Origin of the sequence: Streptomyces sp. NPDC048462, from assembly GCF_043200175.1 — a bacterium.
Lineage (GTDB): Bacteria > Actinomycetota > Actinomycetes > Streptomycetales > Streptomycetaceae > Streptomyces.
Genome location: NZ_JBICXG010000002.1, coordinates 433,055 through 459,745 on the forward strand (window position 1 = coordinate 433,055; position 26,691 = coordinate 459,745).

Sequence of the window (26,691 nt, forward strand, 5' to 3'; positions counted from 1 at the left end):
CGCACCCGTCGAGCGAGTACGCGTCGAGCGAGTACGCGCGGGCGGGGTTCAGAAGGTGATGGCGATCCCGGTGTGCGGCCGCTTGCCGAGCCGGAAGACCAGCGCCGGGTAGTCGAGCAGCCAGTACTTCCAGGTGTACTTGCGGCCGATGGCCTTGCGCACAGCGGCCATGTCCTTGACGTCGAGCAGCCGGCCGGTGCCCTCGGCGCTCGGGGCACCTTCCGCGATGCGCCCGCGCACGTCACAGACGGTGACGAGGACGCGGGTGTCGTTGCGAAGCCGCTTGACCTTCCACGAATCGGCTTTGGTCCACACCAGCAGCTCGTCCCCGGCGGCGGCGGCCCACACCGGTGTGGCGACGGGGGTGCCGTCCTTCCGGTACGTGGTGAGGCTGACGTACTCACTTCGGGCGAACTCCTGGAGGCTCATGGCGCAACCTTACGCACCTCACGCCCGGGTTCCGCGCACGGCCGGGACTTCCCCAATCAGCCCCCGGCCGCCGCCGGTTCGGCCAGAAGCCGTCCGGCCGTCCATGCGTGCGGCCGGATGACGCGCGCCGCCGCGGGGCCTCCGCCGCCGGACGGCCCGACCGCCCCCGGCTCAGGGCGCGGTGGCTTCCCAGGCGGCCTCGATCATCCGGAAGACCTCGTCCACCGTGGCCCCGGGATCGTCCGACCGGCAGGCCAGCGCGTAGGCGTCGATGGTGAACCGCGCGGTCGCCCGGCAGGCCGTCGCACTCCGGGACAGGTGGGGGTCGGCGGCCAGCGCCGCGGCCAGGGCACCCGCATGACGCAGGCTCATCGCGTCCTCGTACTCCCGCAGGGCGGGTGACTCCTCGATCAGTCGCCGGACGGGCGCACTGCCCTGCGCCGTGCAGTGCCGCACCAGGGCCTGGACCTCGCGGTGCAGGGCCGGGACGACCGGCCCGCGCGGCGGCCGATCGGTCACCGCCCGCGTGAGGCGCTCCTCGAAGTCCTGGTCGCGCTCGAACACCAGCGCCTCCTTCGAGGCGAAGTGAGCGAAGACGGTGGTGACGGCCACATCGGCCCCGGCCGCGACGTCACGGATGCCCACGGCGTCGTATCCGCGCTCCAGGAAGAGGCTCAGCGCGGTGTCGGCGATCTTCTGGCGGGTCGCGGCCTTCTTGCGTTCACGGCGTCCGGGCGGCTCGGTCATACCCGGACACTACCAGGTATGAATTCCTCACCACTATGAAATCCTAACGGTTAGGGTTATTGTCGGCCGCATGAAGAAAATCAGCTTCGCCGAGTTCGGCGGTCCCGAAGTCCTGCAACTGGTGGAAGCCGAGGAGCCGCACGCGGGCCCCGGCCGGATACGCATCGCCGTACGGGCGGCGGGCATCAACCCCGTCGACTGGAGGATCCGGGAGGGCCAGGTCCTGGGAGCCCACCCGATCGAGCTGCCCTCGGGGGTCGGGCTCGACGCCGCCGGGGTGGTGGACGAGATCGGCGAGGGCGTGGAGGGGGTCACCGTCGGCGACCGCGTGTTCGGCGAGGGCGTCGACACGTACGCCGACTTCACCGTGCTGTCGGCCTGGGCCCGGATGCCCGAGGGGCTGGCCTTCGAGGAGGCGGCCGGGTACCCGTCGGTGGTGGAGACCGCGCTGCGCGTCATCCGCGAAGTCGGCGTGCGGCCCGGCCAGACGCTACTGGTCAGCGGCGCGTCCGGCGGCGTCGGGTCGGCGGTGCTGCAGATCGCCCGTGCGCGCGGCATCGCGGTGATCGGCACCGCCGGGGCCGCGAACCAGGACTATCTGCGGAGCCTGGGCGCGCTCGCCACGACGTACGGCGAGGGCTGGGTCGAACGGGTGCGGCACCTGGGCCGGGTCGACGCGGCCCTCGACCTGGCCGGCTCGGGCGTGATCCGCGAACTCGTCGGGCTCACCGGGGACGCGCACAAGGTCGTCTCCATCGCCGACCTCGGCGCCCCGCAGCTGGGCGTCCGGTTCTCCGGAGTGGCCGGGAGCGTGCCGGACGCGCTCGCCGAGGCCGTCGATCTCATCTCCGGGGGCAGGCTCCACATCCCGGTCGAGAAGTCGTACCCGCTCACCGGGGCAGCGACGGCGCACGCCGACAGCCGGGCAGGCCACACCCGGGGCCGCCGGGTCCTGATCGTCTGAGTCGCGGCCTGTCCCCGTCCGCCCCTAACCGGCCAGCGGGACGGCGAGCGGCTCCGCGGCGCAGCGCAGGAGCAGTTCGTCCATCGAGAGGCCGAGCGCCCCGGCCAGCGCGGCGACGGTGAAGAAGGCGGGGGTGGGGGCGCGGCCGGTCTCGATCTTGCGCAGCGTCTCGGCGGAGATCCCGGCGCTGCGGGCGATGTCGACCATGCTGCGGCGGCCGCGCGCCTCGCGGATCAGGCGGCCGAGCCGCTCGCCGCGCAGGTGCTCTTCGGGGGTCAGGGGCGTTCGTACCATGCCGTCATTCTAATACCGCCTGAACCGGTATAGTAATTGGCATGGTGCAACTCAAGACAGACACATCCATCGAAGCCATGCGCGAGGCCGGCCGGGTCGTGGCGCAGGTACTGACGGCCACCCGGGACGCGGCGGCGCCCGGCGTCTCGCTGCGCGAGCTCGACGAGGTGGCCCGGGGCGTCCTGCGCGAGGCGGGCGCCGGATCCCCCTTCCTCAACTACCGGCCGGACTTCGCCCCGGTCCCGTTCCCCGGCGCGATCTGCACGTCCGTCAACGACGCGGTCGTGCACGGAATCCCCACGGACCTGCGGCTGCGCGACGGCGACCTGGTGAGCGTCGACGCGGGCGCGACGCTCGACGGCTGGGTCGGCGACTCGGCGATCAGCTTCACCGTCGGCCGTGCCAGGCCCGCGGACACCCTGCTGATCGAGACGGCGTTCGCGGCGCTGGACGCGGGCATCGCGGCGGCCGTCGTCGGCAACCGGATCGGTGACATCGCGCACGCGATCGGCCGGGTGTGCCGCACGGCCGGCTACGGCATCCTGGAGGGCTTCGGCGGCCACGGCGTGGGCCGGTCCATGCACGAGGACCCGGGCGTCCCCAACGAGGGACGACCGGGCCGCGGGATGCCGTTGCGGCACGGCATGGTGCTCGCCATCGAGCCGATGCTGCTCGGCGGCGGCCTCGACACGTTCCACACCGACCGGGACGGCTGGACGCTGCGCACGTCCGACGGCAGCAGGGCCGCCCACGCCGAGCACACGGTGGCGATCACGGACGACGGCCCCAGGATCCTGACCGCACCGTGACGGGCTCAGTTGTTCTGCAGGAACTCCTTCGCCAGCACGTCCCCGGCACTCACGGCGGCGTCGTGGCTCTCGATCGGTGACGCCTGCGAGTTCTTGAACAGGATGTACGTGACGCCGGACTCGGCGCCGCCGGTCTCCGGATCGGGGTCGATTCCGAGGGCCTTCGCCGTGGCGTACGAGGCCTCGCCGATGATCTTGTCGGGGCCGGTGTCACCGACGACGGCGTACTCCACCTTGCCGTTGTGGATGACGGCGACGACGCCTCCGCCCTTGATGCCGGCGCTGCCGTAGTTCCAGATGGAGCTGCTGCTCGGCACGACGACGTACGGCAGCTTCTCGGCATTGAGCGGCTGGTCGCCGGAGGTGTGGAACGCGGTGTCGTCCTGGAACCACGGGTCGGTGTCCTCGTTGCAGGCCGCGGTGATCTGTCCGTCGCAGTCGACGTCCATGTCGGCCTTCCAGAACACGGCGCCGTTCGCGCCACAGACCGGCACCGTGGCCGAGGTCTCCTCGTCCGTACGGTACTTGCCGTTCGAGATCTGCGAACAGGACGAGACCTTGGCCAGCAGGTCGGCCGCACTGACGGAGCCCTCCTTGATTCCGGAGGACGGCTTATCGCCGGACGCGGCACTCCCCGACGAGGCGGTGCCGGAGGGGCCGTCGTGGGGCAGCCGGGCGGTGTGGGCGACGGGCGCCAGCCGCACCGTCGCCGGGTGCGCGTTCCGCGCCGCTGCGGCTGCGGCGGAGGGGGTGGGGGAGCCGCCCGAGGCGGCCGGTGTCAGCGATCCGGCCGCGAGGAGAGCGGCGCCGGAGGCTGCGGCGAGGGCAAGCGCTTGCATACGCATGGTGGGGGTGCCCTTCTATTAGGAAAGTTTCCTTACCGAGATGCCAAGATGCTCCCCCGGTCATGTCCTCGTCAAGACCCCCGAGGCCGGCCACCTCGGTTCTCCCGCGGCGACCGGCCCCCCTGCAACGACTATTGATGGATCGTCAGGACCGCCCGGTGGGCCTCACCACCATCGCCGAACCGCCGCCCCGGCGAACCGTCTCGGCGGCCGCGAGCCAGCGCCCGTCCGGCAGCCGCTGCACACCCGTCGCCGCTCCGATCTCCGGATTCGGCGTGAAGACGTGTCCCAGCGCTTCCAGCCGGGCCCGCACCGGGCTGTTCCACAGCCCCGGTTCAAGCTCCGTCTTCGCCGCGTTGCGCTGGCTGGCGCGGGGCGCCGCGATGGCGTCCACCAGGGGAAGCCCCCGGTCGACCTTGCCGATCAGTGACTGCAGCACGGTCGTGATGATCGTGGCGCCGCCCGGCGACCCCAGCGCCAGCACCGGCTGTCCGTGCTTGAGCACGATGGTCGGGGAGATCGACGACCTCGGCCGCTTGCCCGGACCCGGCAGGTTCGGGTCGTGGACGGCCGGGTCGGCGGGCGCGAACGAGAAGTCCGTCAGCTCGTTGTTGAGCAGGAACCCGCGCCCCGGCACCGTGATCCCGCTGCCTCCGGTCTGCTCGATCGTCAGCGTGTACGCGACGACGTTGCCCCACTTGTCGGCGGTCGTCAGGTGAGTGGTGTTCTCCCCCTCGTACGTGGTCGGCGCGGCTTTCCCGCCGGTGGCGCAGTCGGCCGGATGGCGCGGGTCGCCCGGCGCGAGCGGGCTGGTCAGCACCGCGTCGTCCTTGATCAGGCACTCCCGCGAGTCGGCGAAGCGCTGGCTGAGCAGTTCCTTGGTGGGCACGTCCTCGAACTTCGGGTCACCGACCCAGCGCCCTCGGTCGGCGAACGCGATCCGGCTCGCCTCGATGAACCGGTGCAGGTACCGCGTCTCGCTCGCCCTCGACAGGTCGGTCGACTCCAGGATGTTCAGGGCCTCGCCCACCGTCGTACCACCGGAGGAGGACGGCGCCATGCCGTACACGTCGAGTCCCCGGTAGCCGGTCTTCGTCGGCGCCTGCCGCAGCGCCCGGTAGGAGCGCAGGTCCTTGGTGGTCAGGTCGCCCGGCCGCACCACCCGGGACGACTCGGGATCGACGGGCGGGTTGCGTACCGTCCGCACGACGTCCTCGGCCAGCTCGCCCCGGTAGATCTCAGCGAGTCCCTTGCGGCCGACCTCGTCATAGGTGCGTGCCAGGTCGGGGTTCTTGAACACCGATCCGACGACTGGCAGTTGGCCGCCCGGTAGGAAGAGCTTCCGGGTTGCCGGGAAGTCCGCGAACCTGGCCTGATTGCCCTCGGTCTGGGACCGGAACGTGCTGTCCACGACGAACCCGTCCCGGGCGAGACGCTCGGCCGGCTTCAGCACCTGCCGGAGCGACTTGCTGCCCCAGGTGTCGAGCGCGGTCTCCCAGGTGGCCGGGGTGCCGGGCGTGCCGACGCCGAGTCCGCTGGTGACGGCGTCGGCGAAGGCGAGCGGCTTGCCGTTCTCCATGAAGAGCGAGGAGTTGGCGCTGTGCGGCGCGGTCTCACGGCCGTCGATGGTCTGCACGGTGCGGGTCCGCGCGTCGTAGTGGACGAAGTAGCCACCACCGCCGAGACCCGCAGAGTACGGCTCGGTCACCCCGAGCGCCGCCGCTGTCGCCACCGCCGCGTCCGCCGCGTTGCCGCCCTTGCGGAGCACCTCGATACCGGCGGCGGTCGCGTCGGCGTCGACGCTGGAGACCGCTCCCCCGTATCCCACCGCCACCGGGGACTTGGCTGTCGGCACTGCCGGTGGCGCGGACGAGGACGGGGCCGCCGCCCCGACCGACACCACAGCGGCGAGAACACCTAAGAACGACACATTCCGCGCGACGGAACGTCGCATGCGCACCTCCAGTGAAGGATCGTCCGCGCAGGGTAGCGCCGCCCCGGCCGCCCCGTCAGGACCGCCTCGAACTTGAGGCCGAATGCCCGCTAACATGCCCGCCCATGACTGACGACGTACGCAACATCGCGCTGGGCGTGATAGCCGCCGGCATCAGTGCCGCCCTCGGCTGGCTCGCACGCACCTACCTCTGGCGCCGCAGACTCCGCCGCAAGCAGGCGTTCTTCGGACTGCCCGGGAACTCGGAGTGCCTGCTCGTCGTCAACCGCGACGCGGGCGGCGACGGCGCCGTCCACCGGCACGACGTCTTCGCACTGCTGGAACTGGCCGCGCTGATCAAGGACTGCTCGGCGCACGCCCAGATCCTCTCGCACGACGTCGCCCAGCAGGGGTTCGGCGAACGGACCGAGTTCTGTGTCGGCGGGCCGGTCTCGAACCGCCGGATGGCCGCGCACCTGCATTCGCTGCTGCCCGGCGTGAAGGTGAACACCGACGCCGAGCCCGGCCCGGACCGCGGTGCCTTCCAGATCGGCTCGGAGCGCTACCGGGCCGAGAAGGGCGTCGCCGAGTACGTGCTGCTCGCGCGGCTGACCGCCGGCCAGGAGGCCCGCCCGGTCTTCCTGTTCTGCGGACAGCAGGCGATCACCAACCAGGCCGCCTCCCGGTACCTGGCCCGCAACTTCGAGCGGCTGGCGCGCAAGCACGGCAACAACACCTTCTGCCTGCTGCTGAAGGTGGTCAACTCACAGGCGTACGGCCCCGATGTGGTGGAGCTGGTCGGCGATGTGACCAGGGCGGCCCAGGCGCCGGCACCCGCGCCGCGCACCTCGCACCGCGCGGGCTGAGCCGCTGAGGGGGCTCAGCACCGCCACAGCCGGCTCCGCACGGCCGCCAGCGCGGTACTGATCCCGGTCAGCCGCGGCGGCCGGGCCGGCAGCGCCACGACGACGCCGAGGAGTGGACGATCGCCGCCGGCACCCCCACCCGGCCCATCCTGCCCCACCGAGCCGTATCGGCGTCTTCGCGCTGCCGCCGGATGCTCTGATAGGCGTCGGATCTGCGTGAGCAACGTGGTTCCGGGCACCGGCGAAAGGCCGGTGCCGGGCCGAAGCACGAGCTGGCGACTTCAGCTCATCTCACAGACATGCTCTGCCGCCGATCGAGCCATGCGCGTCCTTCGCGCTGTATGCCATCAGATGTGGCCGTGCAGGAACTCTTCGATCTCGACGGTGGTCAATGGCCCCGCGGCGAGCACCGCCGCCTCCCTCTCCTCCTTCAGCAGGACGCAGGACGGGGCGCCAGCGATCCCGTAACGCCGTGTTACCTCCGGACATCGCGAAATGTCGGTCCGCACGACAGTCAAACGGCCCACGTACTCCTCGGCAATGCCACCCACGACGAGGTCCATCGCCCGACAGGGCTCGATTGCCTTGGGCCATGTCCCGATGAAGTACGCGAGAACCGGCACCGCGCTCATCCTGAGGATGAAATCGAACTCCGCGTCCTCACGGGGCTGGTGCACCCGGCTCGTCATGGAAACTCCTGACCTCGATGCCCGTCTTCCTGTACCCATCATCCCCCCGCGCGGTACGGCGGCCCGACCTGGCCACCGCCCCTCCGGCTGCGTCCGACCAGCAGGAGGCCATTGGTCTCAGTGACCTCTGTCCCAGCTCTGCCCCTCAGCTCGCAAGGGCGGCTGCACGCCTGTGTCACCAGACCATCGCTCGGGCCGACCGCTCCCATTGCCCCGTGCCTCCGCACGCTGCGAAGCACCTGGACGTCGCCGATCGCCAGTGCCGGCGATCGGCGCCGCCCGAGGAGCGGGGAGACTGAGCTGCCGAGGGCGGTGAGCCGCTGACAACTCCCGACTGCGAGCGCAGATGGACCGACGTCCGACACACCCGTGCCCGGCCTGACGCCGTTCCGGCGGGCCGCCGGAGACGAGGGGCGGCCAACGCCCGGACCCGGGTCAGCCCGAGACGCTCGCGCGGCCGTTCTCGATGTGCCCCATCAGCCGACGCCGGAAGGTCTCGTCCCCGCCGACCGTGACGTCCAGGTCGTACCAGCCATGCGCGTCGGCCGCCGAGTGCACCACCGTGCGGCTGCGCCCCGGCTTGACCTTGACGGTCCTGGTCCAGTCGCTCAGGTCCGCCTCGTCGACGTATGCCCGCGGCCGCACCGTGAAGGTGAGCGCCGTCCGGCCCGTGTTGCGCAGCGTGAGATGCAGATCGCGCTCACGGGCGTCGATCCGCGACGCGACCTCGGCCGGGGCACCGTCCTTCGTTGACCCGGCGAACTCGCGGCGGAAGCCGTTCGGCCCTGTCACCGTGAACCGGTACGCCGCGCCGGTGGCGGGCACCGTCCACTGTGCCGTGCCCTTCACGTCCCGGTGCTGCGGCGCGGGGAACTCGCCCGCGTACGGATACAACGCGAAGTGCGCCGACGAACGCCCCGTGTTGCTGAGGGCCAGCCGCACCGCGCCATCCACCACCTTCGCCCGCGCGTCCGGCTGGTACGGCAGCGCACGGGCCGGACGCGCGCCCCGCTCCTGCACGGGCATGTGCTGCACGAGTGGCGGCCTGGGCGACCAGCGTCCGCTGAACGGCGGGATAGCGCCCGGCTGCTCCACCTCGGGTCGGCGACGTCCTCGCGAGAAGTCGAAGGCCGAGGTCAGGTCGCCGGTGACGGTGCGCCGCCAGTCGCCGATGTTCGGTTCCCTCACCCCGGTCCAGCGCTCCAGGAAGCGGATCACAGAGGTGTGGTCGAAGACCTCGGAGCAGACGTAGCCGCCGATGGTCCATGGCGACACGACGAGCATCGGAACCCGCATGCCAAGGCCGGTGGGCTTGCCCTCCCACTGCTCCTCGGTCACCTCGGGCGAGGCGACCGGCGGGGGCACGTGGTCGAAGAAGCCGTCGTTCTCGTCGTAGTTGATGATGACGGCGGTGTGCCGCCACACGTCGGGGTGCTTGCCCAGTGCGTCCAGAACCTTGTAGACGATCGTCGCGCTGTGGATCGGCGAGGAGACGCTCGGGTGCTCCGAGTCGACGGCGGAAGGCACCAGATAGGAGACCTCCGGCAGTGTGCCCGCCGCCACGTCCTTGGCGAACTCGTCGGCCAGCGTTCCGGTCTCCACCCGGCGCAGCGCCCTCTCGAAGAGACGGCGTTCGGCCTTGTCCAGGGTGGCGACGCCCTCCTCCAGCAGGCCGAACAGCCGCTCCCGCCCGGCTGCGTCCGCGTCCCGCACGACGGAGTAGAAGGACTCCATGTACGTGTGCCCGCCGGTCTTCGCCAGCGCCTTGCGGGCGATGGCCTTGAAGGTGGCGAAGAACTCGATCTGGTTGTCGGTGAAGTTCTCCCACTCGGTGTACGTGCGCCAGCTGTGCCCGGCCCTCTCCAGCCGTTCCGCGTAGGTGCCCCAGTCGTATCCGGGGTGGGTGCCCTCGTCGTACGCGTCATTGCCGACGGCCCGCTTGCCGTTCGGCTCATTGCCCGTCTTCCCGCTCCACAGGTGGTTGCGGTTGGGGCTGGTCGAGGAGTGGATGGAGGAGTGGTAGGCGTCGCAGACCGTGAAGGTGTCGGCCAGCTCGTAGTGCAGCGGGATATCACGGCGGTCGTAGTACGCCATGGTTGCGGCCGACTTCGCGGATACCCAGCCGTTCATCCACCCGCCGGCCCACGCCTTGCCGCCACCGCTCCAGGAGTGGTCGAGCGCACCGATGTACTGGAGGTCCTTCTGCTGCGTCTCGGCGGCGCCGCGCACCGGGAACGGCAGAACGGAGGTACCCAGCGTTGCGGGCTGCTCGAAGACCGGCTTGCCCGAGGGCAGCTCGACGGCGTTGCGGTCACCGAAACCGCGCACGCCCCGGAGCGTGCCGAAGTAGTGGTCGAAGGAACGGTTCTCCTGCATCAGGATCACCACGTGCTTGATGGCCCCGAGCCCGTCAGCGCCTCCGGACCCCACCGAATGTGCAGGCTGGGCGGCTATCGCGGCCTGCAGCGAAGGCGGCAGCAGCGATCCCGCCGCCGCAGCGCCGAGCGCACCGCCGCCGAGCGCGAAGAGCCGTCGCCGTGAAATGTCCGTGGTCAAGTTGAGCCTCCCGAGTCCTGTCGTACAGCCGGGAAGCTAACCAAGCCGGGTGGCGCGGGGAAGGATTTCGTACGGCGTCGCGGTGAACCTCCAACAGGTCGTACCGGAAAGTCCAACCGTCCAGCAGGGGCACTGCGCCGGCCCCTGCCCGTGATGCCGCGCACGCCACGGCGTACGTGCGGCTCGCGCGGCTGACCGCCGGCCGGGAGGCCCGCCCGGTCTTGGCCCGCAGCTTCGAGCGGCCGGCGCGCGCACACGGCAACAACAGGGCGGCGCAGGCACCGGCACCCGCACCGCGCGGGCTGAGCCGCTGAGGGGGCTCAGCCCCGCCGCAGCCGGCTCCGTACGGCCGCCAGCGCGGTACTGACCTCGGTCAGCCGCAGCGGCCGGGCCAGCAGCGCAACGACCAGGAGGAGGACCGCCGTCCCGGTGCCCGCCGCGCCGAAGTCGCGGAGCCCGGGCCCCGCCGTGTCGACGGCACGGGCCGCCGCGTACGCCAGCAGCCCCGCCGGCACGCAGGCGGCCACCAGCCGCGCGTGCGCCCGCACTCCGGGTGAGCGCGGCAGCGACGGCCGCTGCCCGCCGCTTCCGGAGAGCCTGCGGTGCAGCACGTACGCGGTGACGGCGAATCCGGCGAACAGCGCGACGGAGTACGCCCCGGCCATCCCGGTGACCGCCCAGCGCGCGGGCAGCAGCAGATAGGCGGCGACCGCGAGGCCGGCGTTGAGCGCCGCGATGACCAGGTTCAGGAGGAACGGGGTACGGGTGTCGCTCATCGCGTAGAACCCGCGGGAGAGCACGTACTGCCCGGAGTAGGCGATGAGCCCCGGCGCGAAGGCGGCCATCATGCCCGCCATCACGGTGATGTCGGCCGGGCCCGTCTGTCCGTAGCCGAACACCGCCCCCACCACCCACGGCGCGAGCGCGAGCAGCGCGGCGGCGGCCGGGACCACCACCGCGGCCGAGGTCCGCAGCGCGTACGAGACGTCCCGCCGAACCCCGGCCAGGTCGCCCCCTGCCGCCGCCCGGCTCATCCGGGGCATCAGGGCCGTTACGAGGCTGACGGTCACGATGCCCTGCGGCACCACCCACAGCTGGTAGGCGTAGCTGTACGCGGTGTAGCCCGCGCCGCCCGCCACGTGCTGGTCCACCGCGTGCTGGCCGCTCGCGGTGGAGAGCCGGGTCACCACCCAGTAGGCGGCCTGGTTGGTCAGCACGAGCATGACGAGCCAGCCGGCCGCGCGCAGCGGCCGGGTGAGACCGCTGCCGCGCCAGTCGAACCTCGGCCGCCAGCGGAACTTCGCGGCGCGCAGGGCGGGTACGAGCGCCAGGGTCTGCACGGCGATCCCGGCGGTGGTCCCCCAGCCGAGCAACCGGGCCTGCGCGGAGGTGAGGCTGCCGTCGGAGTCCACCGCGGTCCAGAGGTAGAGCCCGAACACGGCAATGATCACAACGTTGTTGAGGACCGGGGTCCACATCATCGCCCCGAACCTGTTGCGTGCGTTGAGGACTTGGCCCAGGAGGGTGAAGAGTCCGTAGAAGAGGATCTGGGGCAGGCAGTAGCGGGCCAGGGCGATGGTGAGTTCGGCCTGGTCCCCTTCGTAGGTGGGCGCGTACAGGGAGATGATCAGTGGGGCGGCGACGACGGCGAGCGCGGTGAGGGCGAGGAGCCCGGCCGTGCAGAGGGTGAGGAGCCGGTCGGTGTAGGCGGTCCCGCCGTCGGTGTGCTCCTTGGCGACCCGGACGAGTTCGGGGACGAACACCGCGTTGAGGGCGCCGCCGATCAGCAGCATGTACAGGATGTTGGGCAGGGTGTTGGCGACCGTGTAGCCGTCGGCCCGCAGTCCGGTGCCGAGTGCGGCGACGACGACCGCCGAGCGTATGAACCCCGTGGCCCGCGAGACGACGGATCCGGCGGCCATGACGGCGCCGCTGCGCAGCACCGAACGGGAGGCCGGCTGCTCGTGCTCCTGGGTGGCGGCCCCGGTGGCCGCGTCCGAGGCCGTCACCGGCGCGCCGGGCGGGCCCGGGACATCCGGGGCCGGGTGTTGCCGACTGCTGCGCGCACCGATGTCTCCCACTCTCCGAGGGTCTCCACGACCTCTCCTCGGTGGCCGCCTGCGGGGCGAGGAGGGTGGTCGTCGGGATCGAAGGGGGGAGAATACCGGACGCGGGGCGCCCGGATCGGCGCCGGTGTGCTCGCTCGGGCCCGATCGGTCCGTGGTCCCGGCGGAGTGTCGCGGGCGGACGCCGGGCCGGCCGTTCCCCGTGGGCCCGGAGTGGTTCTCCGGCTCCCACGGCGACCCGGCCGGTCACCGACGCGCCCCGATGGCCGACACCGTCGGCCCGTTGCGCACCGAGCACAGCCCGGCCGGCTCACAGCTGACCTTCCCCTCGCAGGCGCGGACCGTCGTGCGGTCCGTGCCGTGGCGCGAGAAGTGATCACCGGCTGCTGCCGGGCGGGCACCGCTCCCGGGTACCACCGCGAGGCGGTACCCGGCTACTGCGCTCCCGGCGGGAGCGTTCCTGGGCCGGCCGGTGCGACGTCCACCGCCTCCGTCTTCGGATTGCGCCGCTGTCGCTTGGCCACCCAGGTCGCGAACCAGGAGAGCAGCATGCACATCCCGATGTAGATCGGCGAGATCACCATCACCACGGGGATGAAGGGAAGATCGTAGTCGAGGTTGGAGGCGATGAGCTTCCCGGCGTGAAGGAATTCCTCGTAAGTGATCAGATAGCCCAGCGAGGTGTCCTTCAGTGCCACCACCAGCTGGCTGATGATGGTGGGCAGCATCGCGCGGACCGCCTGTGGGGCCAGGACGAAGGTGGTGACCTGCGTCTTGCGCAGGCCCAGGGCGAACGCCGCCTCGTGCTGGCCGCGTTCCACCGAGTTGATGCCGGTGCGGAACACCTCGGCGAGCACCGAGCCGTTGTAGAGCGTCAGTCCGGCGACGAGCGCCGGCAGCGGCTGGACCTTCAGGGCGACGAAGACGAAGAAGATCATCACCAGCACGGGCATGGCGCGGAAGAACTCGACGAGGACCGTGGCCACCCACCGCACCGGCCGGTGGTCGGAGAGCCGCCCGACGGCCAGGACGGCCCCGAGGGCCAGGGAGAGCACCGCGGCGTACGCGAACGCCTTGAGGGTGTTGCCGAGGCCGCGCAGCAGCAGTTCCTGGATGCCCTTGTACTCGAAGGGTGTCCATTTGGCGCTGGTGAACTGGTCGGTGTCGAAGAGCAGGTAGATGACCCAGCCGACGAGGGCGAGGATCAGGACGGTCGAGACGACTCCGTAGACGAGGTGCCGTTTGCGGGTCAGTGGTCCGGGGATGTCGTAGAGCGCGGTGGCGGAGGGTGCGGAGTGGGAGGTCATCGGTCGACCCCCCAGCGCTTCTCCATCACGTTGAAGACCGCGCTGATGGACAGCGTGATGATCAGGTAGCCGACGGCGATCCAGACGAAGGTCCAGATGATGCTGTATCCCAGCTCGTTGAGGGTCTTGTAGGTGCCGAGCAGTTCGGTGACGCTGAACGCCCCGGCGATCGCGGAGTTCTTGGCCAGTGCGATGAGCGTCGAGCCGATCGGCGGGATCACCGAGCGGAAGGCCTGCGGGAGCACCACGTTGCCGAGTGTCTGCCCGAACGTCATCCCGAGGCTGCGCGCGGCCTCACCCTGGCCGGTGGGCACGGTGTTGATGCCGGAGCGCAGCACCTCGCAGATGAAGGCGGAGGTGTAGCAGCCGAGTGCGATGACCGCGAAGACCTTGAACGGCAGTACGAGGCCGAAGCGCGGCAGGCCCAGCAGTACGGCGAAGAAGAGCAGGGTCAGCGGGGTGTTGCGCAGCACCGTGACCCAGGCCGTGCCCAGTACCCGGAACGAGCCGACGGGCGCCACCCGGCAGGAGGCCATCACGAAGCCGAGGACCATCGCCAGGATCGAGGCGTAGACGGTGAGTTCGAGGGTTCCGAGGAAGCCCTTGCCGTAGAGCGAGAAGTTCTCGGTGAGTACGTCCATGGTTCTGGTCGTCCTCTCAGGTCGCCGGGTAGCGGTCGATGGGCGGCGGCTTCGGCGCGGGCGCCCCGGAGAGACCGAGCGTGGCCTCGTAGGCCTTCTTCCAGTTGCCGTTCTTCTCGTTGGTCTCCAGCGCGTCGTTGAGTGCGGCCCGCAGGGCGTTGTCGCCGCGCGGGACGCCGATGCCGTACGGCTCCTCGGAGAACGGTTTGCCGACGACCTTCATCTCGTCGGGCGCCTTGGCGGCGAAGCCCAGCAGGATCGCGTCGTCGGTGGTGACGACGTCGACCTGGTAGGTCAGCAGGTTGTCGACACAGATGGAGTAGGTGTCGTAGGAGACGAGATCGGCCTTGGGGTAGTCGGCGGCGATCCGCTGGTACGGGGTCGAGCCCGCGGCCGAGCAGACCGTCTTGCCGGCCAGGTCCTGCGGGCCGTGGATGTCGTTCTCGTCGGTGCGGACCAGCAGCCCCTGCCCGGCCATGTAGTAGGGCCCGGCGAACCCGACGAGCTTCTTGCGCATGTCGTTGATCGTGTAGGTGCCGACGTAGTAGTCGATCTGACCGTTCTGCAGCGCCGTCTCGCGGTTGGCGGAGGCGATCGTCTTGAACCGGACCGTCTTCGGGTCGAAGCCGAGGGAGGCCGACATCATCCGGGCGATCTCGATGTCGAAGCCGGAGTAGACCCCGGTGGCGGGGTCCTTCTCGCCCAGGTAGGGCTGGTCCTCCTTGGCGCCCACCCGCAGGTATCCGCGCTTCTTCGCCTTGGTCCAGGTGCTGGAGTCCGGCAGCCGGAAGCCGGTGTCGACGCGGTACACGGGCAGCGCCTCGGCCTTCGGTCCCTTCACCGGGGGGCTGCCGTCCTTGCCGCAGCCGGCGGCGAGGACGGCCAGCAGGAGGGCGGCACAGGCGGCCAGTACTTTTCTCGTACGCAACGCGGGACCTCCCGTCAGTGCTTGAGGATCTTGGACAGGAAGTCCTTGGCGCGGTCGCTCTGCGGTGCGGTGAAGAACTCCTCCGGGACGCGGTCCTCGACGATGCGGCCGTCGGCCATGAAGACGACCCGGTTGGCGGCGGAGCGGGCGAAGCCCATCTCGTGCGTGACGACGACCATCGTCATGCCCTCCCGGGCGAGCTGCTGCATCACCTCCAGCACCTCGTTGATCATCTCCGGGTCGAGCGCAGAGGTGGGCTCGTCGAAGAGGAGCGCCTTGGGGTCCATGGCGAGGGCGCGGGCGATGGCCACGCGCTGCTGCTGGCCGCCGGAGAGCTGGGCCGGGAACTTGTCGGCCTGCGAGGCGAGTCCCACCCGCTCCAGGAGCTCCCGGGAGCGCTGGTCGGCCTCGTTCTTCTTCCGCTTGCGGACCTTGAGCTGGGCGAGCGAGACGTTCGCCAGTACGGTCTTGTGCGCGAACAGGTTGAACGACTGGAAGACCATGCCGACTTCGGCCCTCAGCTCCGCGAGCCCCCTGCCCTCCTCGGGAAGCGGTCTGCCGTCGAGCGTGATGTGGCCCGACTCGATCGTTTCGAGCCGGTTGATCGTCCGGCAGAGCGTTGACTTGCCGGAGCCCGAGGGGCCGATGACCACCACCACCTCTCCGCGGCCGACGGTGAGATTGATGTCCTGCAGTACGTGCAACTTTCCGTAGAACTTATTGACGTCACGCAGCTCGATCAACGGATCGACGGCCATACGCTGCCCTACCCACTTGTCGCTTGGTCCAGGTCAGCGCAAACTATCCATCCCGGCAAGGGACTTCACACCCGACACGCGTAAATAGGGCATAAGGCTTTTTATCGCGCCGGGCCGCGAAGTGGCCCGGCGGGCCCCCGGTCCGGGCGGCCGCCGCCTCAGCCCTCGGCCGACTCCGAGTAGAGCTGGGACAGCTCAGGGCTGCCGGACATCGCCCAGCCGAGACCGGCCTCGACCACATCGATCTCACGTCCGGACGCGAGCCGCACCACGGGCTGACCGCTCGGCCAGATGTGCCAGTGCGCGCCGGGAACGTTACGGACCAGTACGGTGCCCAGGTAGAGGCCCGCGTCGTTGCCGAGCCAGGGCAGCTCCTCCGGGTCGTCGCGCCAGCGCGGCGGAAGCTGGTCCAGCGCCGCCAACGAGGCAGGGTTGTCGTCCAGTTCGAGCCCGCGCTCCCCCGCCCGGACGCGGAGCAGGTCACATTCGGCGAGCAGCTGGGCCACGCCTTCCGGATCGGCGTCGACGGCGGCGGCGAGCCCCGCCTCCGGCGTACCGTCGTGACGCTTCCGCCAGTTGTCCAAGAAAGGGATGTTCATACTGCTCAGGGTCGCATCCCGGCAGTCATCCGCACCACAGGACGCGCGGCCTGCCGTTCGAGCGCTGAACACCTGAAGTACGTCGCGAATTCGCCCGGACACACCCCGGCGCTCCCCCGGACACGGGCGGCTGCTGCTCCGCGGCCACCCACCGAACCGGTACAGCGGTGGTGGCGGCCCGGCACGCGCTGATATCTTCGCCGTCATGCGCAGCCCCGAGTCCGACAGAACCTAGCCACCGGTCCCCGGTGGCTTCCGGACCGGCCGGACCCCGTCCGCCCCGGTCACCTACGGCTGCCGCCCCGGACCCAAGCGGTTGCGGGTTGCCTTTTTCGGTATACGCGCCGGGGTGAGGATCCCCCGGCGGTAACGGCTCCGCCGGCGCGCCGTCTCTCACGGCCACCGTGGCGCCGGCCGTTGCGCCGTGTTGCCGCTCGCCGATGCGAGCGGGTGCGGCCCCGCATCCCCGTCCGGTTCTGTCCATCAGCCGTCCATGGGGTTCCTTCATGCCATTTTCCGTATACGCGCTCGGGCTCGCCGTCTTCGCCCAGGGCACTTCCGAGTTCATGCTGTCCGGCCTGCTCTCGGGCATCTCCGCCGACCTGCACGTCTCCATCCCCGCCGCGGGGCTGCTGACCTCGGCGTTCGCCGTCGGGCTCGTGATCGGCTCGCCGCTGATGGCGCTGCTGGGACGCAACTGGCCGCGCCGGCGTGCCCTGTTGTTCTTCCTCTGCGTCTTCGCGGCCGTCCATGTCATCGGCGCGGTCACCTCCAGCTACGGCCTGCTGCTCGCGACGCGCGTCCTCGGCGCGCTGGCGAACGCCGGCTTCTGGGCGGTCGCGCTGGTGACCGCTGTCGCCCTGGCCGGGCCCGGGGGGCGGGCCCGCGCCACCTCCGTGGTGGTCGGGGGTGTCACCGTCGCCTGCGTGGCGGGGGTACCCGCAGGGGCGTGGCTGGGCGGGCAGTGGGGGTGGCGGGCGGCGTTCTGGGCCGTGGCCCTCGTGTCGCTGCCGGCGATCGCCGTGATCGCGGCGGCGATTCCGGCGGGGCGGCCCCTGTCCGCCCTGCCGAGCGCCCGCTCCGAACTGCGCAGCCTGGCGGGGCGCGGGCTGCGGCTCACGCTGCTGACGAGCGCCCTGGTCCAGGGCGCGACCTTCTGCGCGTTCTCGTATCTGGAACCGCTCGCCACCCATGTCACCGGGGTCGGCTCCGCATGGGTGCCGGTGCTGCTCGCCCTGTTCGGGGCGGGCTCGTTCATCGGGGTCACCGTCTGCGGCCGGGTCATCGACTCCCGGCCGGTCGCGCTGACCGCCGCCGGGCTGGTGTCGCTCACCCTGGGCTGGGCCCTGCTCGCGTGCACGGCGGGGAGCCCCGTCGCGGTGACCGCGCTCGTTCCGGTCCAGGGGATGCTGGCGTTCGGCACCGGCACCGCGTTGATCTCGCACGTGTTCCGGCTGGCGGACGGAGCGCCGAGCCTGGCGGGGTCGTTCGCCACCGCGGCGTTCAATGTGGGCGGCGCGCTCGGGCCCTGGCTCGGCGGGCTCGCGATCGGTGCGGGGTACGGGTTCCGGGCGCCGCTCTGGGTGAGTGCGCTGCTGATGGTCCTGGCGCTCGGTGCCGCCCTGGCCGCGCATGCCTGCCGTCCGGCACCGGCGTCGTCACCGTCGTCGGCACTAGGATCCGACGCACACGCGCACACGTACGAGCAGGGGAGTTCGAGTGGCTGAGGACCGTGCCGGGGTTGTCGTCTACTGGCGCCCCGGCTGCCCGTACTGCATGAATCTGCGCCTGCGGCTGCGGTTCACAAAGCTGGAGTACACCGAGGTCAACATCTGGCGCGACCCCGACGCCGCCGCGTTCGTCCGCTCCGTGGCGGACGGGAACGAGACCGTGCCGACGGTGACCGTGGGCGGGAAGGCCATGGTCAACCCGTCGAAGCGCCAGGTGATGGCGGCCGCGGCGGCGACTCGGGCGCCCGGACCGGACGCCTGAGCACCGGCCGTGCTCAGAGGTCGAGGTCGACGACCACCGGGGCGTGGTCGGACGCGCCCTTGCCCTTGCGCTCCTCGCGGTCCACATAGCTGTCCGTAACGGCGGCGGTGAACGGGGCGTTGCCGTAGACGAGGTCGATCCGCATGCCCTTGTTCTTCGGGAAGCGCAGCTCGCGATAGTCCCAGAAGGTGTACGGGCGGTCGTACTTCAGGGGGCGCGGCATGACGTCGGAGAGGCCCTCCTCGCGCAGCGCGGCGAGGGCGGCCCGCTCGGCGGGTGTGACGTGGGTGGCGCCCTCGAAGAGGGCCGGGTCCCAGACGTCCTCGTCGGTCGGGGCGACGTTGTAGTCACCGATGACCGCGAACGGCAGCGCCCCCGCCGCGTCCGCCGCGACCGCCTTGCGCAGCGCCTCGAACCAGCGCAGCTTGTACGCGTAGTGCTCGTGCTCGACCTCGCGGCCGTTGGGGACGTACACCGACCACAGGCGCAGCGGGCCGCAGGTCGCGCTGATCGCGCGGGGCTCCTGAACGCCGTCGTACTCGGGGCCGTCCGGCAGCCCCGTCACGACGTCGGACAGGCCGGCCCGGGAGACGATCGCCACCCCGTTCCACCGGCCGGTGGCATTGACCGCGGACTCGTAGCCGAGCTCGCGGAGCGCCTCGGTGGGGAACTGCTCGGCGGTGCACTTGGTCTCCTGGATGCACAGCACGTCGGTGCCGGTGCTCTCCAGCCAGGCGAGCAGCCGGGGCAGGCGGGCGGTGATCGAGTTGACGTTCCAGGTGGCGATGCGCATGTACGTAAACCTAGCGGCTCCCACTGACAGCCGCCGGGGCGCCGCCCCTCACACGCCCGTGGAGTCCCCCGGCGCCAGCCGTCCGTGGTCGGTTCCGCCGAGGCCGCCGATCTGGCTGTCGTAGATCGGGCGGGCGAGATCGGTGAGCAGCGCGTCGTGGATGTCGATGGCGCGGCGCGGCGCGACCTCGCGTACGTAGTCGATGACCTCGTAGATCTTGTTCCACGGGGCCATCACGGGGAGCATCAGGGTGTCGACCTGCTGGTCGGGCACGGTGAGCGCGTCACCGGGGTGGAAGAGCGAGTCGTCCACCAGGAAGCCGATGTTGGTGATCCGCGGGATGTCCGGGTGGATCACCGCGTGGAGTTCGCCGTGCACCTGCACGTCGAACCCGGCTGCCGTGAAGGTGTCGCCGTGGCCGACGGTGTGGACGCGCCCCGGGAACGCCGCGCCCAGCTGATCGGCCACGCTGCGCAGGGTCCAGATCTCGGCACCCGGACTTGCCTCCAGACCGGCCCGCAGCCGCTCCTCGTCGAAGTGGTCGGGGTGCTCGTGCGTGACCAGGATCGCCTCGGCGCCGACCGCGGCGTCCTGCTCCGAGAAACCGCCCGGGTCGATGACGAGCGTGCGCCCGCCCTTCTCCAGACGGATGCAGGAGTGGGATTTCTTGGTCAGCGTGAGCGCGAACGGCTCGGGGTTCACAGCGTTCATGTGCCCCATCCTGCTACGCGGGCGGTGTCGTTTCGGCCTGAATCACCGACTGCGCGATCGTGAAGGCCGCGCTCGCCGCCGGAATGCCGCAGTAGACGGCCGTCTGCAGCAGGACCTCCCGGATCTCGACCGGGGTGAGGCCGTTGCGCAGGGCCGCGCTGACATGTGCGGCCAGGCTCTCCAGGTGCCCGGAGGCGACCAGCGCGGTGAGCGTGACGGTGCTGCGCATGCGCCGGTCCAGCCCCTCCCTGCTCCACACCTCGCCCCAGGCATAGCGGGTGACGAGCTCCTGGAAGTCGTCGGTGAAGCCGTCCGAGGCGGCCGTGACGCCGTCCACGTGGGCATCCCCGAGCACCTCGCGGCGGATCCGCATGCCCTGCGGGTACGGATCCGTGCGCCCCTGCGAGGGGTCCGCGGGCCGCGCGGTGGCCGCGGTGATCTCCGCGACGGGCAGTACGGGGGCGGAGAGCCGCGGGGCGTAGGTGAGCGCCGGAATGGCCGCCTGGGTGTCCTGCCAGGCGGCGGAGAAGTGGGTGAGCAGTAGATCGGTGACGGCTCCGGGCTGCTCGACCGGGGCCAGGTGCGAGGCGCCGGGGACCAGGGCCAGTCGGGCGTCGGGGATGCCCGCGACCAGGGTGCGGGCGTCGCCGGGGCCGGTGACCTTGTCCTCGGCCCCGACCAGGACGAGCGTGGGGACGCCGATCCGGTCAAGTGCGCCACGGATATCGAAGGCGGCGAGGGCCTCGCAGGCGGCTATGTAGCACCCGGGGTCGGTGGTCCGGACCATCTGGACGGCCCACTACACGATGGCAGGCTGTGCGGCGGCGAACCCCGAGGTGAACCACCGCTCGGGGGCGGCGCGGGCCATCGGCTCCAGCCCGTTGGTGCGGACGATGACGCCGCGCTGCCGGAACTCGTCGGCGCTGCCGAACCGGGCCGAGGAGGCCACCAGGGCCAGCGACGCGACCCGGTCCGGGTGCCGCAGCGCGAGCTCGGCACCGATCGCGCCGCCGATGGAGCAGCCCGCGTATCCGAAGCGCTGGACGCCCACGCCGTCGAGGGTCGCGAGCAGCCGGTCGGCGAGTTCGCCCACGGCGGTGGCCGGGCGGGCGGGTGCGCCGCCGTGGCCCGGGAGGTCGAAGCGGAAGACTCTCCAGTGCTGGGTGAGCTCGGCTATCTGCCGGTCCCACATGTGCCAGGTGGTGCCCAGGGAGGGGCCGATCACCAGGACCGGAGCGTCTTCTGGCCCGTCAAAGCGGTATTGGAGGGTGTTCGGTAGTGTCTCGCTCACCCGTCCGACCCTCTCATCACTCGCAAAGAGTCACGCCGCCGGGGTGGACCCGGCCGAGGTGGACCAGCCGAGCTTGCTGCGCTCCGGCGCAGGCAGGTCTGCTCACAGAGGTCCGAGCGCGAGATGCTCACGGCACAGGGTGTGGCTCACCGCCCAGGCGAGTATGACTCAGCGTCTCACTGGCCCGGCACGTTCCTGGCGGCCCCGGATTGCACCCCCCCACTGGGGGTCTCCGGGGCCGAGCCCGGCAGCGTCCCTGCCAGGCGCCAGGATTCCGCACCGCGCAAACAACGTGGTTCCTGTCACCGAATTGACGAGAACTCATGAAGAGCCGGGACTAGAAGTAATGCTTGCGCCCGCCGACCTTGCGTCCGGTGGAGCCAAGGATCCACAGTACGGCGCCCACGACGACGAGAATTCCACCGACGGTAGTCAGCAGCGAAACGCCGACGAGCAAGCCGACTATGAGCAGAATCGCACCGAGAAGAATCATGTCATTTCCCATCATCAGTTTCTTGTTCCGCGTACGAGAATCCGCTCTGCAGCGGGCTCAGCGCAATCGGCCGGTTCATTCTGGCTGTCTTCGCATCGAAAGTAACCGGATTACTGTCTCGCCCTCCGTCTGCCCTGCGCCTGCAGGCTCACACATCCCTTTCCGATCCAAAGCCGAGTCGGGGTGAATCACGGTGTCGGCAAGCGAGCCCCGCGGCGGGCCCGACGTACTGCTCAGCGGCAAGGACTACGGCTGCGACGCCGAGGCTTGTCCCGGGGATCTGTCACGTGATCATCCGGCGAACGGTCGGCGGCGCGGACCGCGACGCATCGGCCGCCGACCTGCCCCACCCGTTTCGCAGCCCCCCGGCTACCCCGTCCGAGGGCGGTTGCAAACTTCGTAGATCGTGCGGGAGTGTTTCCGTACAGCAAACTTTCTTCGAGCTGATGAGGTGAGGGATTCGCACAGCGGGTCCTCTGTGTATGGGTATTTCGACCCAAGCGGCAGTCGGCGTGGGCGGACAGGCGGACTCTCCGTGGAGTGCCGCTCCCTGCCCGGTGTTGATCGTGGACGCCAGGGGCGCCCTGGTGCTCGTGAACGACACAGCGGGGGCCCTCCTGCCCCAGGCCCGGCCGGGTGCCGTCATGGCGGACGCCGTTCCCTCCTGGCTGTGGCGTGCGCACGAAAGAGTCGGTGCGCAGTCCCAGGAGTCCACCGACAGCGAGGTGTTCTCGGGCGCTGTGGGCGAGCGAACCTTCGAGGCGCATCCGACCGTCCACGCCGATGACACCGTGTCGTGGTGGCTGGTCGATGACACGGACTGCCGCCTGGCGCGTGACGCTCTGGCAGTGGAGCGCGAGCGCACCGCGTTTCTGACGCACTCGTCGAACCTGTTGCTCTCGTCCCTCAACCTGGACCGGTGCATGGACGTCACCGCGCAGATGGCTGCCGAACACCTCGCCGATGCGGCCCTGGTCGTCGTCCCCTCCCGGGCACACCACCTGCCGATGGTGACGTGTCTGCGCGGCGGCAGCCCCGTGATGTCACACCCTCGGGTCGATCCGGATGAAGTGCCGGGCCTGGGAGAGGCTTTGCAGGGGTTCCCGCCGGTGCCCTCCCGCTGGCTCGACCCTGCCGTCGCCCCTGCGTGGCTGGTGCCCGAGGGGTTCGGGAAGGTCGGTTCGATCGTGATCACTCCGCTGCCGGGGCACGGGGTGCCGGCGGGAGCACTTGTTCTGCTGCGCCATTCGGAGAACCCGGCGTTCACCGAACGCGAGGAAGTGTTCGCCCGGCTGTTCGCCGCGCGGGCGGGTGCCGCCATGTCGGCCGCGCGCCTGTACGCGGAGCAGTCGGCGATCACGGAAGTCCTGATGCGTGAACTGCTCCCGCCCTCACTTCACCAAGTGGCCGGGGTCGACTTCGCCGGTGGCTACCGGCCTTCTGAGGACCACGAGCGGATCGGCGGGGACTTCTACGACGTACACCCTTCCGCGACCGAGGGCGAGGCTTCGCTGGTGGTGCTGGGGGACGTGTGCGGCAAGGGACTGGAAGCCGCGGTGCTGACGGGCAAGATCCGCAACACCCTGCACGCCCTGCTGCCCATGGCCGGTGACCACCAGCGGATGCTCAGTCTGCTCAACACATCACTCCTGGACTCCCACCACACCCGCTTCGCGACGCTGGTCCTGGCCTCGGCGATCCGTGAGGGACACGAGGTGCGGTTGACGCTGACCAGCGCCGGGCACCTCGCACCGCTGATCCTGCGGACCGACGGCGAGGTGGAGGAAGCGGAGACGCTGGGCACTCTGGTCGGGGCGATCCCCGACGCCCACTCCAGCAGCACGGCGCTCACCCTGGCGCCCGGGGAGACCTGCGTCCTCTACACGGACGGGATCACAGAGGCCCGCGGCGGGCCCCTCGGCGAGACACTGTTCGGGGAGGAGCGTCTGCGCCGCTCGCTGTCGGAGTGCACGGGCATGCCGGCGGAGGGGATCGTGGAACGGATCCAGATGCTCGCCTCGGAGTGGGTCGGCAAGGGCCGCCACGACGACATGGCCATCGTGGTGATCTCCGCTCCCCGCTCTCACCATCTGAGCGCGGTGAACGGTCACACTCGGGGCAGGTACACCGCATGAGCACCAACGCCTTCCACTCCGCACAGAACGGCCGAACACCCCGCCGGTGGGTGGATGGGTTGTGGAAGGCCGTCACGGACGGGAACGAGCACGCCGCGACCGAGGTGGTGACGCGCGCCCTGGAACAGGGCCTCGACGCGGAGAGCGTACTGCTCGACGTCATCGCTCGGGTGCAGGGCAGGGTGGGTGAGGAATGGGCCGCGAATCGACTCAGCGTCGCTTCTGAACACACCGCCACCGCGATCAACGACCGCGCCGTGGCCGCACTGTCCCTGCACCCCGCCTCCCGCACCACCGCCGAACGGGGAAGGATCACGGTGGCCTGCGTCGACGGCGAGTGGCACGCCCTGCCGGCCCGCATTCTGGCCGAGGTACTGAAACTGAGGGGCTGGCACGTGGACTACCTCGGAGCACAGGTGCCCACTCCGCACCTGATCGCGCATCTGCACCGAACCAACTGCGACGCGGTCGCGCTCTCCAGCTCGATCTCCACCCGGCTGCCCACCGCTCACGCCGCGATCACCGCCTGCCAGGCCGTCGGCGTACCCGTACTCGTCGGCGGTGCCGCCTTCGGAGCCGACGGCCGCTACGCCCGCCTGCTGGGCGCCGATGGCTGGGCGCCCGATGCCCGCGCCGCCGCCGAACGCCTCGCCCTCGGCCCGCTGCCCCGTCCACAGCCGAACCACCAGCCGATCGACGACCTGCCCCACCTGGCCGACCAGGAATTCACCCTGGTCGCCCGCAGCAGCACGACCCTGGTCCGTACGGTGTTCACCGGCCTGGAGTCCCGCTTCCCCGCCATGCGCGCCTACAACGACCAGCAGCGTGAACACACCGCGGCGGACCTCGTCCACATCGTGGAGTTCCTCGGTATCGCCCTCTACACCGGCGACGACGACCTCTTCGCGGACTTCCTCACCTGGACCAGCGGCATCCTCGCCGCTCGCAACGTTCCGCCGCACAGCCTGCCGCCGGCCCTGCAGGTCCTCGCCGACGAGTTGAAGGACTTCCCCCGCGCCACCCGAATCCTCCGGCTCGGCATCGAACGCCTCACCTCCGCCGCCCTCGTCCCTGTCGGGAACACCGCATGACAACGACGCCCCCCAGCCACCTGCGCCTGACGACCGTGGACACCGAAACCACCGTCCGCATCGAAATCCAGGGCGACCTCGACTACGACAACGCCGACCAGCTCCTGGCCACGGCCAACGGCAAACTCGCCGACAACCCCCACCTGCTCGACCTACACCTCCACTTCGCGGGACTCGGCACCACCGATTCCACGGGCCTCTCGATCCTGTTGATGATCCGCCGCCGCGCCACCGGGGCCGGCGTCCGCCTCCACCTGGACGAGCGCCCCTCGGCCCTGGACCGCATGCTGACGATCACCGGCACGCTCGCCCACCTCACGGCGCCCCCCGTCAGTGCCGCCGACGACTCCACCGGCGCCGATGAACAGCACCTCAGACGCGGACCGGGCGACACAGGGCCGGACCACAGCGCCTGATGCCCGCGCCCCGGGGCGTGGACAGGCCACCAGCTGAGCCGATGGGAATCACGTGCCGCAAGAACCTGCCGCGCAAGCACTCACCCGGGACGCCGCCCGCGCCGTCTCCCGTGTCCTCGAGCTCCTCGACATCCCGCTGGAACGCGTTCGCGCAACGGCTGATCCGGCCCCCGTCTCCACCTCACAACTTCAACTGCTCTGTCTTGTCGACCGCGACGACGGAATCCGCATGCGCGCCCTCGGTCAGCTCCTCGACACGGCGCCCTCCTCAGTCAGCCGCCTGTGCGACCGCCTGCAGACCATGGGACTCCTGGAACGACGCCCATGCCCGCACAGCCGCCGCGAAGTCGTCCTGCGCCTGACCGGAGCGGGAAAGTCCCACCTCGAAGCGGTCCGCACCCAACGCGAAACCGCGCTGCTCCACGTCATCGGCTCACTGCCGAGCACGGAACGCCGGGCACTGGCCAAAGGACTGACGGCCTTGCACACGGCTCTCTGCGCAGCCGCCGACACGAAGGCCAGGAGCTGAACCCCGGCTGCTCCTGCTCCTGCTCCTGCTCCTGCTCGGAACAGCGCGAACCGAGAATGGTGATTGCGCGCTAATACAGCCGCACACAGACAATATGGTTCCTATTGTTCTCGTTCACCGCCGGCAGACGGCGCACAGCAGATTCACCGGGTGGGCCCCGACGTGACTACGGCGTCGGGGCCCACCCGGTTTCACGCTCACGAGCAGGAAAGGGCCGGCAGTAGGTCATCGTCGTCTGAGGTGGGGCAGTGCGTACTGCCCCGCCGCGTTCTTCTCCCGCTCCTGAAAAAACCATGTGTGAGGGAAGGAGCACGGGGCACGCGATTTACAGGGAACGCCGTCACTGCAATTCGGGTGACGCCGTACCGACTCAACGGCCAACGCCTTTGAGTGAACCAGAGTCTCAATGAGGGAGTCGTTATATGAGTGACAACATCTGGGGCTACCAGCCGACCACCGGCCACACCGCGGGCACCGACCTGATCGGTTACAAGGTCGAGGCGACCGACGGAAGCATCGGCAAGGTCGACAAGCACTCGGACGACGTCAACTCCGCGTACCTCGTGGTCGACACCGGTGTCTGGATCTTCGGCAAGCACGTACTGCTGCCCGCCGGCACCGTACGCACCATCGACACGGGCGAGCGGAAGATCCTCGTCGACCTCACCAAGGACCAGATCAAGCACTCGCCCGAGTTCGACAAGGACAAGCATGTGGGAGACGCGGGATACCACGAGCAGGTCGGCGGCTACTACCAGAGCCACCGCCGCTCCTGAACGCACCGCACGACCTCATGAGGCGGGGCCGGC

At 70.4% G+C, this 26,691-nt stretch carries 26 protein-coding genes and 1 pseudogene; 10 read left to right on the plus strand and 17 right to left on the minus strand.

Annotated elements, in window-relative coordinates:
• Positions 1-48: 48 nt before the first annotated feature.
• Together ACGFU6_RS05045 and ACGFU6_RS05050 are read right to left on the minus strand one after the other, a co-directional pair.
• On the minus strand, positions 49-429 hold the full coding sequence (locus ACGFU6_RS05045) for a PPOX class F420-dependent oxidoreductase (RefSeq protein WP_123531351.1): 381 nt from the start codon (positions 427-429) through the stop codon (positions 49-51).
• 171 nt (positions 430-600) lie between these two features.
• Positions 601-1,176, minus strand: a complete 576-nt coding sequence (locus ACGFU6_RS05050; protein WP_393608121.1) for a TetR/AcrR family transcriptional regulator — start codon at positions 1,174-1,176, stop codon at positions 601-603.
• 70 nt (positions 1,177-1,246) lie between these two features.
• Here ACGFU6_RS05050 and ACGFU6_RS05055 point away from each other — a divergent pair, with 70 nt between their 5' ends.
• Positions 1,247-2,140 carry an NADP-dependent oxidoreductase gene (locus ACGFU6_RS05055; protein ID WP_393608122.1) on the plus strand — a complete coding sequence of 298 codons (894 nt, stop codon included), beginning with the start codon at positions 1,247-1,249 and terminating at the stop codon, positions 2,138-2,140.
• Between the two features lie 24 nt (positions 2,141-2,164).
• Here ACGFU6_RS05055 and ACGFU6_RS05060 read toward each other — a convergent pair whose 3' ends face one another.
• Complete coding sequence (locus ACGFU6_RS05060; RefSeq protein WP_393608123.1) at positions 2,165-2,434, minus strand: helix-turn-helix domain-containing protein; 270 nt, start codon at positions 2,432-2,434, stop codon at positions 2,165-2,167.
• Positions 2,435-2,475: 41 nt separating this feature from the next.
• Here ACGFU6_RS05060 and map point away from each other — a divergent pair, with 41 nt between their 5' ends.
• Positions 2,476-3,243 (plus strand): type I methionyl aminopeptidase, encoded by a 768-nt coding sequence (gene map / locus ACGFU6_RS05065; protein WP_393608124.1) that lies wholly within the window; start codon positions 2,476-2,478, stop codon positions 3,241-3,243.
• A gap of 5 nt (positions 3,244-3,248) precedes the next feature.
• On the opposite strand, the gene ACGFU6_RS05070 is transcribed toward map, so the two are convergent.
• Together ACGFU6_RS05070 and ggt are read right to left on the minus strand one after the other, a co-directional pair.
• On the minus strand, positions 3,249-4,082 hold the full coding sequence (locus tag ACGFU6_RS05070; RefSeq protein WP_393608378.1) for a glycoside hydrolase family 75 protein: 834 nt from the start codon (positions 4,080-4,082) through the stop codon (positions 3,249-3,251).
• 151 nt (positions 4,083-4,233) lie between these two features.
• Positions 4,234-6,042 (minus strand): gamma-glutamyltransferase, encoded by a 1,809-nt coding sequence (gene ggt / locus ACGFU6_RS05075; RefSeq protein ID WP_393608125.1) that lies wholly within the window; start codon positions 6,040-6,042, stop codon positions 4,234-4,236.
• Positions 6,043-6,146: 104 nt separating this feature from the next.
• Here ggt and ACGFU6_RS05080 point away from each other — a divergent pair, with 104 nt between their 5' ends.
• Positions 6,147-6,887 carry a hypothetical protein gene (locus ACGFU6_RS05080; RefSeq protein WP_393608126.1) on the plus strand — a complete coding sequence of 247 codons (741 nt, stop codon included), beginning with the start codon at positions 6,147-6,149 and terminating at the stop codon, positions 6,885-6,887.
• Between the two features lie 347 nt (positions 6,888-7,234).
• Here the strand turns inward: ACGFU6_RS05080 and ACGFU6_RS05085 are convergent, their stop codons facing one another.
• The 8 genes from ACGFU6_RS05085 to ACGFU6_RS05120 all read right to left on the minus strand — a co-directional run bounded on the left by ACGFU6_RS05085 (position 7,235) and on the right by ACGFU6_RS05120 (position 16,431).
• Entirely contained in the window at positions 7,235-7,576 is a 342-nt protein-coding gene (locus tag ACGFU6_RS05085; protein ID WP_393608127.1) for a thioredoxin family protein, read from the minus strand.
• Positions 7,577-8,011: 435 nt separating this feature from the next.
• Positions 8,012-10,132 carry a phosphocholine-specific phospholipase C gene (locus tag ACGFU6_RS05090; RefSeq protein WP_393608128.1) on the minus strand — a complete coding sequence of 707 codons (2,121 nt, stop codon included), beginning with the start codon at positions 10,130-10,132 and terminating at the stop codon, positions 8,012-8,014.
• A gap of 320 nt (positions 10,133-10,452) precedes the next feature.
• Complete coding sequence (murJ, locus tag ACGFU6_RS05095; protein WP_393608380.1) at positions 10,453-12,141, minus strand: murein biosynthesis integral membrane protein MurJ; 1,689 nt, start codon at positions 12,139-12,141, stop codon at positions 10,453-10,455.
• Positions 12,142-12,632: 491 nt separating this feature from the next.
• Positions 12,633-13,505: an amino acid ABC transporter permease gene (locus ACGFU6_RS05100; protein ID WP_393608129.1), complete on the minus strand. Its 873-nt coding sequence runs from the start codon at positions 13,503-13,505 to the stop codon at positions 12,633-12,635.
• Positions 13,502-14,146 carry an amino acid ABC transporter permease gene (locus ACGFU6_RS05105; RefSeq protein WP_393608130.1) on the minus strand — a complete coding sequence of 215 codons (645 nt, stop codon included), beginning with the start codon at positions 14,144-14,146 and terminating at the stop codon, positions 13,502-13,504. Before ACGFU6_RS05105 ends, ACGFU6_RS05100 begins: the two co-directional genes overlap by 4 nt.
• Positions 14,147-14,162: 16 nt before the next feature.
• Complete coding sequence (locus ACGFU6_RS05110; protein WP_393608131.1) at positions 14,163-15,074, minus strand: glutamate ABC transporter substrate-binding protein; 912 nt, start codon at positions 15,072-15,074, stop codon at positions 14,163-14,165.
• 14 nt (positions 15,075-15,088) lie between these two features.
• A complete protein-coding gene (locus tag ACGFU6_RS05115; RefSeq protein WP_393608132.1) occupies positions 15,089-15,832 on the minus strand; it encodes an amino acid ABC transporter ATP-binding protein in 744 nt (247 codons plus the stop codon).
• 158 nt (positions 15,833-15,990) lie between these two features.
• Complete coding sequence (locus ACGFU6_RS05120) at positions 15,991-16,431, minus strand: DUF6278 family protein (protein ID WP_393608133.1); 441 nt, start codon at positions 16,429-16,431, stop codon at positions 15,991-15,993.
• A 506-nt stretch (positions 16,432-16,937) separates the two neighbouring features.
• Here ACGFU6_RS05120 and ACGFU6_RS05125 point away from each other — a divergent pair.
• Positions 16,938-18,158 (plus strand): Cmx/CmrA family chloramphenicol efflux MFS transporter, encoded by a 1,221-nt coding sequence (locus ACGFU6_RS05125; RefSeq protein WP_393608134.1) that lies wholly within the window; start codon positions 16,938-16,940, stop codon positions 18,156-18,158.
• Entirely contained in the window at positions 18,151-18,423 is a 273-nt protein-coding gene (locus tag ACGFU6_RS05130) for a glutaredoxin domain-containing protein (RefSeq protein WP_393608135.1), read from the plus strand. The genes ACGFU6_RS05125 and ACGFU6_RS05130 overlap by 8 nt, the downstream gene beginning before the upstream one ends.
• A gap of 13 nt (positions 18,424-18,436) precedes the next feature.
• Here ACGFU6_RS05130 and ACGFU6_RS05135 read toward each other — a convergent pair whose 3' ends face one another.
• From ACGFU6_RS05135 to ACGFU6_RS05150, 4 genes and pseudogenes are all read right to left on the minus strand, one after another.
• Entirely contained in the window at positions 18,437-19,216 is a 780-nt protein-coding gene (locus ACGFU6_RS05135) for an exodeoxyribonuclease III (protein WP_393608136.1), read from the minus strand.
• 48 nt (positions 19,217-19,264) lie between these two features.
• On the minus strand, positions 19,265-19,918 hold the full coding sequence (locus ACGFU6_RS05140) for an MBL fold metallo-hydrolase (protein ID WP_393608382.1): 654 nt from the start codon (positions 19,916-19,918) through the stop codon (positions 19,265-19,267).
• Positions 19,919-19,940: 22 nt separating this feature from the next.
• A pseudogene (locus ACGFU6_RS05145) lies at positions 19,941-21,218 on the minus strand (alpha/beta fold hydrolase).
• Between the two features lie 337 nt (positions 21,219-21,555).
• The gene (locus ACGFU6_RS05150; protein ID WP_123531410.1) at positions 21,556-21,711 is read right to left on the minus strand and encodes a hypothetical protein; all 156 of its coding nucleotides are present in this window, start codon (positions 21,709-21,711) and stop codon (positions 21,556-21,558) included.
• A gap of 482 nt (positions 21,712-22,193) precedes the next feature.
• Between ACGFU6_RS05150 and ACGFU6_RS05155 the strand changes: the two genes are divergently transcribed.
• The 5 genes from ACGFU6_RS05155 (at position 22,194) to ACGFU6_RS05175 (ending at position 26,658) form a co-directional block, all read left to right on the plus strand.
• Positions 22,194-23,846 (plus strand): PP2C family protein-serine/threonine phosphatase, encoded by a 1,653-nt coding sequence (locus ACGFU6_RS05155; protein WP_393608137.1) that lies wholly within the window; start codon positions 22,194-22,196, stop codon positions 23,844-23,846.
• Positions 23,843-24,937 (plus strand): B12-binding domain-containing protein, encoded by a 1,095-nt coding sequence (locus ACGFU6_RS05160; protein ID WP_393608138.1) that lies wholly within the window; start codon positions 23,843-23,845, stop codon positions 24,935-24,937. The genes ACGFU6_RS05155 and ACGFU6_RS05160 overlap by 4 nt, the downstream gene beginning before the upstream one ends.
• A complete protein-coding gene (locus ACGFU6_RS05165; RefSeq protein WP_393608139.1) occupies positions 24,934-25,353 on the plus strand; it encodes an STAS domain-containing protein in 420 nt (139 codons plus the stop codon). Before ACGFU6_RS05160 ends, ACGFU6_RS05165 begins: the two co-directional genes overlap by 4 nt.
• Positions 25,354-25,405: 52 nt before the next feature.
• Complete coding sequence (locus ACGFU6_RS05170; protein ID WP_393608140.1) at positions 25,406-25,882, plus strand: MarR family winged helix-turn-helix transcriptional regulator; 477 nt, start codon at positions 25,406-25,408, stop codon at positions 25,880-25,882.
• Positions 25,883-26,304: 422 nt separating this feature from the next.
• Positions 26,305-26,658: a PRC-barrel domain-containing protein gene (locus tag ACGFU6_RS05175; RefSeq protein ID WP_393608141.1), complete on the plus strand. Its 354-nt coding sequence runs from the start codon at positions 26,305-26,307 to the stop codon at positions 26,656-26,658.
• Positions 26,659-26,691: the final 33 nt, after the last annotated feature.